Origin of the sequence: Clostridioides sp. ES-S-0108-01 (assembly GCF_020662285.1) — a bacterium.
Taxonomy (GTDB): Bacteria; Bacillota; Clostridia; order Peptostreptococcales; family Peptostreptococcaceae; genus Clostridioides.
The window spans coordinates 49,293-63,958 of the sequence record NZ_JADGMN010000004.1; the positions used below are offsets into that span (position 1 = coordinate 49,293).

A 14,666-nucleotide genomic window follows, 5' to 3' on the forward strand; every position below is an offset into this window, starting at 1 on the left:
AGCTAGATATGTTAAAGCTGATGAAAAATGTATTAAAGAAAGATGGTTACGAAGTAAATTAAAACAATATGATATTTATACAATAGAAACAGTATGGGGGATAGGGTACAAATGGGTGTAGTAAATATAAGTATTTTTTAGTGAAAATATTATATATGTCTACAAAATGTTTGTAAAATATTAATCTATATATTAAAATTTAATTTATAAATTAATATTTTTTGTAAATGACAAAATTGTAAGGTATTTTGTTATAAAATATTAAGATTCGTAGTGTATACTAATAATATAGTATTTAGTATAAATCTTGAGCAAAGGAAGGTTATCTCTGATGGATAAACTAAAGAATATTAGAAAGAGTTTACTGCAGTATACATTTTTAGTTTTGTTAATAGGTATAACAATTTACCTAGTATTTAAAACATTGGATATTAAAATGCTATCAAATGTTATAGTTATGGTAGATAAGAAGTTTTTATTCATAGGTGCTTTGGCAATAATGTGTCATATAATGCTTGAAGGAGTAGTAATGAAGATAATTATAGAAAGCACTCACAAAGTTAATATTAGATTTATTGGTTTTAAGCTAGCCATTATGGGATTTTATTATAATTTAATAACTCCTTTTGCTTCAGGAAGCCAACCAGTACAGATATATGTACTTAAAAAATGTAAAATGCCACTTAGTAAAGCAAGTGCAGTTGTTACTAATAAGTCTATTATTTTTCAAATAGTAGTTACTTTTTATTGCACAATACTTGTGTTAATGAATTTTGCCATGTTAGAAAAACAGATGAAAGTGATTATGCCTTTTGTGTTTTTAGGGATAGCTATCAATTCGTTTGTTTTAATTATGATAATATTAGTTATTTTAAATCCTCAAAAAATAAAATATTTTACGAAAATTTCTATAAAGTATTTATCAAAATTTAAATTTTTAAAATTTTTAGATAATAAGGTTGAATCTATAGAAACTTTTATAGATGATTATAGTAAAGCAATAAGTTTTTTTGCTAAGAATAAAAAAGTACTAATATCAACCATAATAGTGACTTTTATTCAATTAACTGCTTATTTTAGTGTTTCATTTTGGATATATAAAGCATTTAATCTACAAGGTTATAGTTATATATATATATTAACATTACAAGCATTTTTATATATGGCAATATCTCCAATACCAACACCTGGAAATGTAGGAGCCAATGAATTGGCGTTTTTCACTATATTCAAATCAGTATTCCCTCAACCTTTGATGGGATATGCAGTATTTTTATATGGTGGATTTATGTACTATTTGATTCTGATTGGAAGTGGAATATTTACTGTAATTACTCATTATAGAATGAAAAATAGAATTGGCAGAAATATTGTTTTAAGTGAAAATTAAATAAGTTTAAAGAAACATATATTAAGTATATTAAAAAATATGTCATAAGAACTAGAATATTTTAATTAAATGGTTGAAATATAAAGATTATTATGACATATTTTTTTTAAAACTTAAAAGGAATTGTGAGAAATTTGTTGAATTTAATAAATAGTATTGCAAAATATTTATGATTTTACATATTATAAAAACACTCATTATCTTTAAGATAAATTTTACTTATCAGGGGATAAATTTAAGGGGGGAAATGTATGGAGAAAAAAATTTTAACAGTTTGTCCATACTGTGGAGCTGGATGCCAATTATATCTAGTCGTAAAAGATAATAAGATATTAAGAGCTGAACCAGCTAATGGTAGAACAAATCAAGAAAGTTTGTGTTTAAAAGGTCGTTATGGATGGGATTTTCTAAATGACCCTAAAATTTTAACACCTAGGCTAAAAAAGCCAATGATAAGAAAAGAAGGTGTACTAGAAGAGGTTGAATGGGATGAGGCTATAAGTTACACAGCTTCAAGGTTAAATGAAATTAAAGAAAAATATGGTCCTGATTCTATTATGGGAACAGGTTCTGCAAGAGGACCTGGTAATGAAGCAAACTATATAATGCAAAAATTTATGAGAGCTACAATAGGAACTAATAATGTTGACCATTGTGCTCGTGTCTGACATGCGCCATCTGTAGCCGGTCTGGCTTACTCATTAGGTAGTGGTGCAATGTCTAATTCTATACCAGAGATAGAAAATGCAGATGTTTTATTTATATTTGGATATAATGGAGCAGATTCACATCCAATAGTGGCAAATAGAATAGTGAAAGCTAAAAAAAATGGTGCTAAATTAATTGTTACTGACCCGAGAGTAACTGAATCTGCAAGAATTGCTGATATACATCTACCTATAAAAGGTGGAACAAACATGGTTTTAGTAAATGCTTTTGGAAATGTCTTAATAGAAGAAGGTCTTTACAATAAAGAATTTGTTCAAAATCATACACAAGGATTTGATGAGTATAAAGAAATTGTTAAACCCTATACAGCTAAATATGCTGAAAAGATTACAGGAATTCCAGAAGAGCTTATAAGAAAAGCCATGAGGGAATATGCAAAAGGTAAAAAAGCTATGATACTTTACGGAATGGGTGTATGTCAATTTAGTCAAGCTGTTGATGTAGTTAAGGGGCTTGCATCAATTGCTCTACTTACAGGTAATTTTGGTAGAGAAAGCGTTGGAATAGGTCCTGTACGTGGACAAAATAATGTTCAAGGAGCTTGTGATATGGGAGCTCTTCCTAATGTATATCCTGGCTATCAAAATGTAACTGATGATAAGGTAAGAGAAAAGTTTGAAAAAGCTTGGGGGGTAAAACTATCTCCTAATAATGGTTATAGTTTAACTCAAGTTCCAAATTTAGTACTAAAAGATAAAAAGCTTAAAGCTTATTATATATTTGGAGAAGACCCAGTGCAAAGTGACCCAGATGCATCAGAAGTTAGAGAAACTTTGGATGAATTGGAGTTTGTCATTGTTCAAGATATATTTATGAATAAGACAGCACTTCACGCTGATGTTATACTTCCAGCTACTTCTTGGGGAGAACATGAGGGAGTATATACATGTGCAGATAGAGGATTCCAGTTGATGAGAAAGGCTATAGAGCCACAAGGAGATGTAAAACCAGACTGGCAAATTATAAGCGAAATTTCTACAGCAATGGGGTACCCTATGAATTATAAAAATACTAAGGAAATATGGGATGAACTTAGACAATTATGTCCAAATTTCTTAGGTGCTACTTATGAAAAGATAGAAGCTCAAGGGTGTGTTCAATGGCCTTGTAAGAGCGAAAGTATGGAAGATAAAGGAACTATGTATCTATATGAAGGTCAAAAGTTTTCTACTCCTAATGGTAAAGGTAATTTGTTCGCTACTGAATGGAGACCTCCTATGGAAGTTGAAGATGATGAATATCCATTTAGCTTATGTACTGTAAGAGAAGTTGGACACTATTCAGTAAGAACAATGACTGGTAATTGTAGAACGCTTAGTTCATTAGAAGATGAGCCAGGGCGTGTTCAAATAAATTCTAATGATGCTGAAAAATTAGGAATTGAAGATGACGAATTAGTTAGAATTAGTTCAAGAAGAGGAAGTGTAATAACAAGAGCAACAGTTACTGATAGAGTTAAGGAAGGTGCAACCTATATGACTTATCAGTGGTGGGTTGGAGCCTGTAATGAACTTACAATAGCAAACTTGGATCCTATATCTAAAACGCCAGAGTATAAATATTGTGCTGTTAAACTTGAAAAACTTGAAGACCAAGAATTAGCAGAGAAATGTGTAAGTGAAGAGTATCAAAGTCTGAAAGATAAAATGACAGCTACAAATATTTAGTGGCTTATTAGGTTAAGAATTTATAAAAAGCAGAAAGGCTAATATTTTATGAACAATATATACTCAAAAACTAAATTACAAGAAAATAGTAAGGATAAAGTTTTTGAAAACGGTTATAGTCTAGTGGATTACAAATATTTAAATTCTTTTAATGTAGAAGTAAGTAAAATAAATGAACATGAAGTATCAACAGAGAATGAAGAAATAATAGCAGAATATCCACTTAGTTTTATTTTAAATGATAAATATGTAAACACGTTTTTATGTACACCATATAATTTGAACGAACTTATAGTAGGTTTTTTGAAGACAAAAGGATATATAGAAAACAAAAAAAGCTTATTAAATATTGAGATAAATGAGAGTGAACGTTTTGCGAAAGTAACTATTCAAGAGAAACAAAAAAATAAAGATGAGCAAATTATATTTTTAAATTCACTAGACTATATAAAATGTACTCCTGTAGAGAGTAATATAAAAATAAATTATGATACGATTTACAGTATAATGGATAGAAATTTAAATTCATCCGAATTATTTAAAAATACAGGTGGGGTACATAGTGTCTCCGTATTTAATTTTGATAAAAATATAGTGACTTGTGAAGATGTAGCAAGACATAATGCAATGGATAAGGCTATTGGATTTTGTGTTTTAAATGAGATAACATTGAAAGACAAAATTGTAGCCGTAAGTGGAAGAATATCATTGGAGATGATATTAAAAGCAGCTATGACTCAAATTCCTATAGTAGTATCAAAATCAGCACCAACTAATTTATCAATAGAGCTTTCTAAAAAATTAAATATAACCCTTATTGGATTTGTAAGAGGAAGACGGATGAATATTTATGCAAATCCACAGAGAGTTATTAAAAAGTGAGAATGAGTATATGTCTACTAAAAAAGAAGAGCAAAAATATTCAAAGTGTGAAATCTGTGGAGTATTAATTAATGATACTGATAAGGTGTATAATAATACATACAATTTGTGTAAAAAATGTAAGCGAAACATAAGTACTGAGAAAATATTAAAATATATAAATGTATATGATGAAAGTAACTAGAGAGTTAGAAATATATAAATTGAAAGGTGGGATAATATGAAAAATAAAATAGGCTCTTTTGTAATAGCGGACCCAAACAAATGTACGGGATGTAGAGCTTGTGAAGTAGCTTGTTTTACAATGCATAATCAGCATAATAATGTGGGTTATACAGTTGGAACAGTTGATATACCTGTTATACCTAGGCTTTATTTAGTAAAAGGTGACAATTTCTGTATGCCAATACAGTGTAGACATTGTGAAGATGCTCCTTGTTTAAACTCATGTCCACAAAAAGCTATAGTTAAAGAAAATAATATTATGTCTGTAAATGAAGAAAAGTGTATAGGATGTAAAACTTGTCTGCTAGCATGTCCTTTTGGAGCTATAGACTTACTTCCACAATATGAAGATGGTAAAGAAGTAGAACAAGTAATTTTAGATGAAAATAAGAAGATAGCTTATAAATGTGACTTATGTAAAGATAATGAAAAAATAGCTTGTATAAGTGCATGTCCTCATGAAGCATTAAAACTTGTTACTCCAATAGATGACAAAAAAGCTAAGAATAGACAAGCTGCACTTAGCTTATTGTTAACAAATAAATAAAGGATACAGGGGTAGGTGACGTTTATGATAATAAATATAGATAAAGATTTATGTACTGGATGTAGAGAATGTTCAAAAGTCTGTCCAGTAAATGCTATTGAAGGTGAAGAGGGAAAGCCACAAGAAATAAATTTAGATAGATGTGTTATGTGCGGTCAATGTGTTCAAACTTGTAAATCTTATGCGTCAGTTATAGATGAAGGATTTGAGTTTTTACAAGAAAAAAAACAAGAAAGAGAGATACCAGAGTCTATAAATGAGCCTATATTTGCAGCATACAATGTATGTGATGTAGATAGGGTGAAAAAAGCTTTAAGTGACCCAAACGTATTTACTATGGTTCAATGTGCACCAGCAGTTAGAGTTGCCTTAGGAGAAGATTTTGGATATTATTTAGGATACCTAGGTGCTGGTAAAATGGCAGCAGCACTTAGAGCTTTAAATTTTGATAGAGTCTATGATACTAATTTTGCGGCAGATTTGACTATCATGGAAGAAGGCAGTGAGTTAATTAAGAGAGTAACAGAAGGTGGAACTCTTCCAATGTTTACATCTTGTTGTCCAGCATGGGTAAAGTTTATGGAAAAAAATTATCCTAAATTAACTAATCATCTCTCTTCTTGTAAATCACCTCAACAAATGGGTGGTGCAATATTTAAAACTTATGGTGCAGAAATAAATAATGTAGATGCTTCAAAGATATTTAGTGTTTCTATAATGCCATGTACATGTAAAAAATATGAATGTGATAGAGAAGAAATGGATTCTAGTGGATATAGAGATGTAGATGTAGTGCTAACTACTAGAGAATTAGCTTATCTAATAAAAGATATGGGAATTGATTTTAAAAACTTAAGAGAAGAAAAATTTGATTCCCCTTTAGGTAGTTATAGTGGAGCTGGAACTATCTTTGGTGTTACTGGTGGAGTTATGGAAGCTGCTATAAGAACAGGTTATGAGCTTATAACTGGAGAAAGTATTCCTGATGTAGAGGTAAAACAAGTAAGAGGAGAACATGGTTTTAGAAAGTCAACTATTAAAATAGGAGATTTGAACCTAAGAGTTGGAGTAGTAAGTGGACTAAAAAATGTAATACCAGTACTTGAAGATTTGGAAAAAGGAAAGTTAGATGTAGATTTTATTGAAGTTATGACTTGTCCTGTTGGGTGTGTAAGTGGTGGTGGTCAGCCAAAAATTTTACTAGAAGAATATAAGGAATTGGCCTATGAAAATAGAACAAAGGCAACATATGTGCATGATGAACATTTAGCAGTTAGAAAATCTCATGAGAACCCTGAAATTAAAAAATTGTATGATGAATATTTAGTAGAGCCATTAGGAGAAAAATCTCATCATTTATTACACACTACGTATTGTATAGGAAAGGAAGTGGCTAAGTGATGAACTATTTTGTTATAGCAGACCCTGATAAATGCATAGGATGTAGAACTTGTATGATAGGATGTGTAGTTGCACATTCAGATGAAGATATTTTTTACAAAAATCCAGATGAAATAAATTTTAACCCAAAACTTTCTGTCATAAAGACAAAGGAAGTCAGTGCTCCAATACAGTGTAGACATTGTGAAGATGCTCCTTGTGTAAAGGCATGTCCAAATGGTGGTATAGTTAGGGTTGGGAATACAATAAAAATAAATGAAGAAAATTGTATAGGATGTAAGACTTGTATGTTAGCATGTCCTATAGGTGCAATAGACATAGTTACATTAAAAGATGTAGATGAAGGAAAGCTTTGTTTTAGAGAAAGAATGACAGCAAATAAGTGTGATTTTTGTATAGAATCGCCAGAAGGACCTGCATGTGTAAATGTCTGTCCAACTAAGGCATTTACTATAGTTAAGGATGAGGATATAGATAGTAAAGTTAAAAATAAGAGAAAACTAGCTATATTATAATATAAAAAAGATGGAGTTTTATTTATGATTAAAAGCTCCATCTTTTTTATTATAATATTTATATATCTAAAAATCAATTATTGCATTAGTTTATCTAATCTTTCTTTATTCAATTTTTTCATTCCTATAGAAGTTACAATAAGTAAAGTATAGGCAGTTATAACTGATAAAATTATAATAGACCAAGAAAATCTGTATCCAAAATTATCAACTAGTAATCCAAATAATGTTGAACCTAATGCAAATCCTACTGCAAAAATTAATTGTACGATTCCATATATGCTACCAAACTCCTTTTGCCCAAAGAAAGTGCCAGTTAAATAAGCAGGTCCAATCATATAAGCAAATACAGAAAGTCCTTTCAATATAGCAAACACAAATGCAAAAGCAGAAGATTTATCTACAAATAGTAGCGATAAAGTTGCTATAAGTACCAATATAAAAGATATAATAAGTGGTTTTATTTGACCAAATTTGTCAAACAATAATCCTCCAAATAAATTACCAATGAGAGCAAATAAAGCAAAAGTTGAGCCTACTGTCCCTATTAAAATAGGATTTAAATAATTTCTAAGATAAGTTGGATATTGTACAGATAATGATGAAACATATATACCAACAAATACAAATCCAATTGTCATAATCCAAAAATATTTAATTTTTTTAGCTTCTTTTAATGTATAACCCCATACTGAAGGAGAAATTGTATCAGATGCTTTCTCTTTTTTACCTTTAGATTTTATTTTTTCATTAATATCTTTAGGCATCCTAAGTATGAATAATATTACAGGTATACCAACTATTAATGCTACAATTCCAAATATTAGATAAGAACGACTGTATCCTTGAGTTGCTAACAGGCGAACTGCAAGTGGTTGAAGAAATATACTACCAATAGAACCACCAGCAAAAGCAAAGCCTAGAGCTTTTCCTTTGCTTTCTTCATCAAACCAAGCACTTATTAAAACTGGTATTCCTATGGCAGATATGATTGTAGCACCAATTTGCACAATACATGATACAGTGTAAAATTGCCATAGTTCAGTACATATAGAAAAAGTAGCAAAAGCAATACTAGAAATTATACAACCTAATAAATATAGTATCTTAATATTGACTTTAGAAAATAATACACCTATAAAAGGTGATGCAATTGCTGAAGCGATAGTACCAATTGTAAATATTAGGGAAAAAGATGCTAAACTAAAGCCTTCTCCTTCTACAACATAACTTATAAACTGAGGCTGTATACTTGCTACAATACTAAATGGAACAGCTTGTATCAACATACAACCAAGTACTATAACCCAAGCATTTGAAAAGTTTTTAATGCTAAATTTATTGTTTAGTAATGTATTCATGGTATCTCTCCTTTAGATTATGATTTGTAGATATTAATCTAATTATTCTAATTTTATATATTAGTTTTGTATAGTCTAACTATTTAAATATAATATTGGGTATTAGTATAAAAATTAACTATAAAAATTGATTATTTTAAATGTATAGGGTAAATTAAAATATATAGATAAATGAAAGGATGGATAAAATGTCATTTAAAAAAATAAATAATAATAATCTAGATAAAATACACAATAGGAAGTGTATTATGCTTGTAAATTTTAATAAAAAAGAATTATCATTAATTAAAAATGTCAGCAACTTTGCTGGAATAAGAGACCATATCATCTTAAGCGATAAAAATGGAGAAAACATAATAAGAGACATTCTAGATGGAAATATATCAAATGAATGTGAAAACGGGATTAAGAGTAAATCTGTAATATTTAATAACATTCCAAGTACACAGGTAAATGCATTTTTAGAAGGACTAAAAAAAGTGAGAGTAAATAGACCTTTTACAGCTATGGTAACTGAGACATCTATTGATTGGACATTGAATAATTTAATAGAAAATTTAGTTCAAGAACGTAATGCTATGGCTTTAGGAAAAACAATTGAACATAAGTAAATTTGAGACATCTTCTAGTAAGTTTAACTAATGTACACTAAGTATCATATTATACTATAGAATATAAAATTTTTAATTTGAGTGGATGAAGGAGATTAAGATGAAAGTTTTATTTACAATAAATTATGGAAAAGATAAGTTTGAGAAAATAAGAGAATTAGGATATGAGGTTATACATTATTCTGAAGATAGTATTGAAAATAATGAAGATGTAAATACCGCAGATGTACTAGTTACATATAATCCTTTTAGTAGATTAGATATTTCTAAGATGAAAAATTTAAAATATATACAAACAACTAGTGTAGGTATAGACCAACTTCCAAAAGAAGAAGTATTAAAGAGAAATATTAAGATAGCAAATAATAGAGGAGGGTATAGTGTACCTATTGGTGAATCTATTGTTCTATATATTTTGGAAATCTATAAAAATAGTGCAAAGTTTTTTAAACAACAACAAAATAAAGAATGGAAGATGGATTTTTCTGTATCAGAATTGTATGGACAAAGAGCTGGATTTCTTGGAACAGGTACTATATCTTTAGAAGCAGCAAAGAGATTAAAGGCTTTTGGTCTAGAAATATGGGGTGTCAATACTGATGGGAGCAGTAAAAAATACTTTGATAAATGTTTTGCTACTGATGAGATGAGTGTTGTATTTGAAGAATGTGATATAGTTGTTGTAGCAATGCCTTCTACAAAAAGTACAGATGGAATAGTAAACAAAGATATGTTTAAACTTATGAAAGAGGGTTCTGTATTTATCAATGTAGGTAGAGGAAATACAATTAATCAGAAAGACTTAGAAGAATATATAGATAAATTTAGAGGTGTAGCATTAGATGTATTTGAAAGTGAACCTTTAGGCAAAGATAATAAGTTATGGGAGTGCGAAAATGTCATAATAACTCCTCATAATTCTTGGGTGTCTGATAAAAATAAAGAGAGAACATTTAATATGGTTTATAATAATTTGAAACATTATATAATGGAGAATAAACCTGTAGATAATGTTGTAGACATATCAAGAGGCTATTAAATATAAAAAAATTTTAATAAAAATAAAAAACTCTTATTAGTCGTATTAGAGATACTAATAAGAGTTTTTTTGTAGTAAATTTAAAGTCAAAAAAGTGATATACTAAAAAATATATAAATAGGAAATAATTAATTATAAGGAAATTTCAAAATAATTTAATTTAAAAAATATGAAGAGGTGCAAAAAGTGAGCGTAAAAGATGAAATTAATAAACTTATAGAAAAAATAAACTACCATAATGAAAGGTATTATAATCAAGATAGCCCAGAAATATCAGACTATGAATATGATAAGTTAATGCAGGAGTTAATTTCTTTAGAAGAAGAAAATCCAGAACTAAAGAGAGTTGATTCTCCAACAAATAGGGTAGGAGGTAAGCCATTAGATAAATTCAATCAAATTGTACATAAAACTCCTATGTTGAGTTTATCAAATGCTTTCTCAGAGCAAGACTTAAGAGACTTTGATAAGAGAGTTCAAGAATATGTAGGAGATAATGTTGAATATGTTGTTGAATTTAAAATAGATGGTCTTTCTGTAGGTCTAACTTATAATAATGGAGAGTTTGAAAAAGGAGCAACTAGAGGAGATGGAATTGTAGGAGAAGATATTTCTCAAAACCTAATGACTGTAAAAAGCATACCTCTTAAAATAAATGATAAAAAAGAATTAATAGTTAGAGGGGAAGTGTATATATCAAAGGATAATTTTAGAAAAGTAAATGAGCAACAAGAAGAACAAGAACAGCCATTATTTGCTAATCCAAGGAATCTTGCAGCAGGTTCATTGAGACAATTAGACCCCAAATTAACTGCAAAGAGACCATTAGATATATTTGTATTTAATATGGAAAATATAGAAGAGTACGACTTAGAAAGTCACAGTGAATCACTAGAGTATTTAGAAAAACTAGGATTTTCAGTAAGTCAGCGTTATAAAGTTTGTAAAAATATAGATGAAGTTATTGAACACATTGAATACTGGACAGAGAACAGAGGTAATTTAGAATATGAGATAGATGGTATGGTAATAAAAGTAAATAATATAAAACAAAGGGACGAAATGGGATATACAGCAAAAAGTCCTAGATGGGCAATTGCGTATAAGTTTCCAGCAGAAAAGAAAAAAACTAAAATAGTAGATATAATAGTAGAAGTTGGGAGAACTGGTACAATAACGCCTTCAGCAATACTTGAACCAGTTAGACTTGCAGGTACTACTGTAAGTAGAGCTACACTTCATAATGAAGACTATATAAGAGAAAAAGATATAAAAATAAATGATATGGTATTAGTTCAAAAAGCAGGGGATATAATACCTCAAGTTTTAGAAGTTATAAAAGAAGAACGTACTGGAGATGAAATAGATTTTAAAATGCCAGAAAAGTGCCCTGTCTGTTTAGAGCCAACAATAAGACTGGAAGGAGAAGCTGCTGTAAAATGTATAAACATGTCTTGTCCAGCCCAAATAAGAAGAGGAATTATACACTTTGTATCAAGGGATGCAATGAATATAGATGGCTTAGGAGAATCTATAATTACGTTGTTATTAAATGAAAAAATAATTCAAGATGTATCTGATTTATATTATATAAAAAAGGAAGATGTAGTCGACTTAGAGAGAATGGGTGAAAAGTCTGCTGATAATTTAATAAATTCAATTGAAAAATCAAAAGAAAATGATTTATGGAGACTTATAAATGGATTAGGTATTAAATTTATAGGAGTCAAAGCAGCTAAGATACTTGCATATAACTTTAAGGATTTAGATGAAGTGATTTCTGCAACTAGTGAGCAACTAGAAGAATTAGAAGAATTCGGAAGTATAATGGCAAACAGCGTTGTCGAGTTTTTTAAGGAAGATAAAAATATGAACGTTATAAACAAGTTAAAAAAGGTAGGAGTAAATACAAAATCATTGGATAATACAGGTGAAAAAGTAGAAAAAATATTTGAAGGAATGAAAATAGTCTTGACTGGTACACTTCCTACATTAAAAAGAAATGATGCAAAAGATATGATAGAAAAAAGAGGTGGGAAAGCCACATCTAGTGTAAGTAAATCGACAACATTTGTTTTAGCAGGAGAGGAAGCTGGTTCTAAACTCACTAAAGCAAATGATTTAGGAATTAAAGTTATAGATGAAGAGAGATTTTTAGAATTATTAAATTTATCATCGAAAGAAGAAGTAAAAGCTATATTAGAGAGTTAAAAAGTCGCTTAATTTAGTAGAAAACTACTATAATTAATGATAGAATAGTTCAGTAAGCTGATAAGATTATGAAAAATGACAATACTTAATATTTGACAAAATTAAAAATTATAAAAATAAGTTTATAAAATACAAAAAATATAAGAAAGGATATGAAAAATGACCAGAAGTTATGATAGAAGTAACGAACAGATAAGACCTGTAAAGATAACTAGAGATTACACAAAGTACGCAGAAGGTTCTGTTCTTATAGAAATGGGAGAGACAAAGGTTATATGTACTGCCTCAGTAGAAGATAAAGTTCCTCCTTTTTTAAGAAATAGTGGTACTGGATGGATAAATGCTGAATATTCTATGCTGCCAAGAGCAACACAACAAAGAAAGATAAGAGATGCATCTAGGGGAAAAATTGACGGAAGAACACAAGAAATACAAAGATTAATAGGAAGAGCGATAAGGTCTGTTGTAGACTTAAATAAGTTAGGAGAAAGAACTATTTGGGTAGATTGTGATGTGATTCAAGCAGATGGTGGAACTAGAACTGCATCTATAACAGGGGCGTTTGTAGCAGTTGCAGAAGCAATATATAAATTATATAAAGCAAAGACAATAAAAGAAATGCCAATAACAAACTTTGTATCTGCAATTAGTGTTGGTATAGTAAATGAAATACACATGCTAGATTTATGTTATGAAGAAGATTCTAAAGCACAAGTAGATATGAATATAATAATGACTGATAAGTGTGAGTTTGTAGAAGTACAGGGGACTGGAGAAGAGAAACCTTTTTCGAGAAAAGATTTAAATTTATTGTTAGAGTTAGGAGAAAAAGGGAATAAAGAATTAATAAGGCTTCAAAGAGAAGTTTTAGGTGAAATAGCAGATGAGATATTAGGTATGGATTATGGCAATGAAGTAGTGATTGCTACTAATAATGCTCATAAACTAGAAGAAATAGGCGAAATTTTAAAAGACTTTGAATATAAAGTATATTCTTTAAAAGATGTTGACTTAGCAGGGATAGAAATAGTAGAGGATGGAAAAACATTTGAACATAATGCATTGATAAAAGCTAGAACAATAGCCAAAAAGACTAAACTTATAGCTATATCAGATGATTCTGGATTAGAAGTAGATGCTTTAGGCAAAAAACCTGGTGTTTATTCAGCTAGATATGCAGGAGAACATGCAACAGATGAAGAAAATAGAAAAAAGCTATTAAAAGCTATGCAAAATATACCAATGAGTAAAAGAAATGCAAGATTTGTCTCTGCAATAGCAGTGGTTTTTCCAGATGGAAAAGAATTTGTAGTAAGAGGAATTTGTGAAGGAACGATAGGCTTTGAAGAAAAGGGTAAAAATGGCTTTGGATATGATAGTTTATTTATAGTAAAAGGATATGATAAGACTTTTGGAGAAATACCTAGTGTTATAAAAAATTCAATCAGTCATAGAGCAAATGCACTAAAACTTATGAAACAAGAGTTTATAAAAAGGGTAGTGAAGTAATGAAAATAGGCATAGTGAGTGATACACATATGATGACTAAAAATATGGAAAAAACAATACCATATTTGAAAGAATGTGACCTAATAATTCATGCAGGTGACAACTTTACAGACTCAAGATATATTCATAGTATGACTAATGTAGGAATTATTGCAGTTAAAGGTAATTGCGATTTTGATGCTGTTGAGGAAGAAGTTGTCTTTGAAGTAGCAAATAAAACTATATTTTTATGCCATGGAGATAAGTATGGTGTAAAATATGGTACACATATGTTAGAAAAGAAGGCAACTGAAGTTGGAGCTGATATAGTTATATTTGGTCATACCCATACTCCGTTTAGAGAAATTAAAGATAGTGTACTTTACATAAATCCTGGGAGTATTTCACTTCCAAGAGGAGTATCGTATAAAAGTTTTGTCATTATGGATATAGAAGAAGATGAGATAAATATTGAAGAAATACGCATATAAAGGTGTATTTATCCAAAAAAATGGCAAAAAACGCTCAAAAAATTAAATTTTATCAAATAAGTACAACGATATTAATGGAACACTTGTAAATAAAAAAACTTATGTGATA

The 14,666-nt window shown here is 29.4% G+C and carries 13 protein-coding genes and 1 pseudogene; 13 read left to right on the forward strand and 1 reads right to left on the reverse strand.

Annotated features, from left to right (window positions below; genetic code table 11):
• Positions 1 to 46 precede the first annotated feature (46 nt).
• From IR152_RS20390 to IR152_RS05405, 8 genes and pseudogenes are all read left to right on the forward strand, one after another.
• Positions 47 to 121 (forward strand): annotated as a pseudogene (locus IR152_RS20390) (DNA-binding response regulator); the annotation flags it as partial.
• A gap of 210 nt (positions 122 to 331) precedes the next feature.
• Positions 332 to 1,390: a lysylphosphatidylglycerol synthase transmembrane domain-containing protein gene (locus IR152_RS05375; RefSeq protein WP_227450776.1), complete on the forward strand. Its 1,059-nt coding sequence runs from the start codon at positions 332 to 334 to the stop codon at positions 1,388 to 1,390.
• Positions 1,391 to 1,641: 251 nt separating this feature from the next.
• Entirely contained in the window at positions 1,642 to 3,786 is a 2,145-nt protein-coding gene (gene fdhF / locus IR152_RS05380; protein WP_227450777.1) for a formate dehydrogenase subunit alpha, read from the forward strand.
• A 48-nt stretch (positions 3,787 to 3,834) separates the two neighbouring features.
• Complete coding sequence (gene fdhD, locus IR152_RS05385; RefSeq protein ID WP_227450778.1) at positions 3,835 to 4,668, forward strand: formate dehydrogenase accessory sulfurtransferase FdhD; 834 nt, start codon at positions 3,835 to 3,837, stop codon at positions 4,666 to 4,668.
• Between the two features lie 10 nt (positions 4,669 to 4,678).
• Positions 4,679 to 4,852, forward strand: a complete 174-nt coding sequence (locus IR152_RS05390; protein WP_227450779.1) for a hypothetical protein — start codon at positions 4,679 to 4,681, stop codon at positions 4,850 to 4,852.
• Between the two features lie 36 nt (positions 4,853 to 4,888).
• Positions 4,889 to 5,440, forward strand: coding sequence for a 4Fe-4S dicluster domain-containing protein (locus IR152_RS05395; protein WP_227450780.1), 552 nt, complete (start codon positions 4,889 to 4,891; stop codon positions 5,438 to 5,440).
• 24 nt (positions 5,441 to 5,464) lie between these two features.
• Entirely contained in the window at positions 5,465 to 6,841 is a 1,377-nt protein-coding gene (locus tag IR152_RS05400) for a [FeFe] hydrogenase, group A (RefSeq protein WP_227450781.1), read from the forward strand.
• Positions 6,841 to 7,356 carry a 4Fe-4S dicluster domain-containing protein gene (locus tag IR152_RS05405; protein ID WP_227450938.1) on the forward strand — a complete coding sequence of 172 codons (516 nt, stop codon included), beginning with the start codon at positions 6,841 to 6,843 and terminating at the stop codon, positions 7,354 to 7,356. The genes IR152_RS05400 and IR152_RS05405 overlap by 1 nt, the downstream gene beginning before the upstream one ends.
• 77 nt (positions 7,357 to 7,433) lie before the next feature.
• On the opposite strand, the gene IR152_RS05410 is transcribed toward IR152_RS05405, so the two are convergent.
• A complete protein-coding gene (locus IR152_RS05410) occupies positions 7,434 to 8,717 on the reverse strand; it encodes a conjugated bile salt MFS transporter (RefSeq protein WP_227450782.1) in 1,284 nt (427 codons plus the stop codon).
• A gap of 188 nt (positions 8,718 to 8,905) precedes the next feature.
• Between IR152_RS05410 and IR152_RS05415 the strand changes: the two genes are divergently transcribed.
• The 5 genes from IR152_RS05415 to IR152_RS05435 all read left to right on the forward strand — a co-directional run bounded on the left by IR152_RS05415 (position 8,906) and on the right by IR152_RS05435 (position 14,557).
• Positions 8,906 to 9,328: a DUF3783 domain-containing protein gene (locus IR152_RS05415; RefSeq protein WP_227450783.1), complete on the forward strand. Its 423-nt coding sequence runs from the start codon at positions 8,906 to 8,908 to the stop codon at positions 9,326 to 9,328.
• 100 nt (positions 9,329 to 9,428) lie between these two features.
• Complete coding sequence (locus IR152_RS05420; protein ID WP_227450784.1) at positions 9,429 to 10,367, forward strand: phosphoglycerate dehydrogenase; 939 nt, start codon at positions 9,429 to 9,431, stop codon at positions 10,365 to 10,367.
• 186 nt (positions 10,368 to 10,553) lie between these two features.
• Positions 10,554 to 12,578 carry an NAD-dependent DNA ligase LigA gene (gene ligA, locus IR152_RS05425; RefSeq protein WP_227450785.1) on the forward strand — a complete coding sequence of 675 codons (2,025 nt, stop codon included), beginning with the start codon at positions 10,554 to 10,556 and terminating at the stop codon, positions 12,576 to 12,578.
• Between the two features lie 159 nt (positions 12,579 to 12,737).
• Positions 12,738 to 14,087, forward strand: a complete 1,350-nt coding sequence (gene rph / locus IR152_RS05430) for a ribonuclease PH (RefSeq protein WP_227450786.1) — start codon at positions 12,738 to 12,740, stop codon at positions 14,085 to 14,087.
• The gene (locus tag IR152_RS05435; protein ID WP_227450787.1) at positions 14,087 to 14,557 is read left to right on the forward strand and encodes a YfcE family phosphodiesterase; all 471 of its coding nucleotides are present in this window, start codon (positions 14,087 to 14,089) and stop codon (positions 14,555 to 14,557) included. Before rph ends, IR152_RS05435 begins: the two co-directional genes overlap by 1 nt.
• Positions 14,558 to 14,666 lie beyond the last annotated feature (109 nt).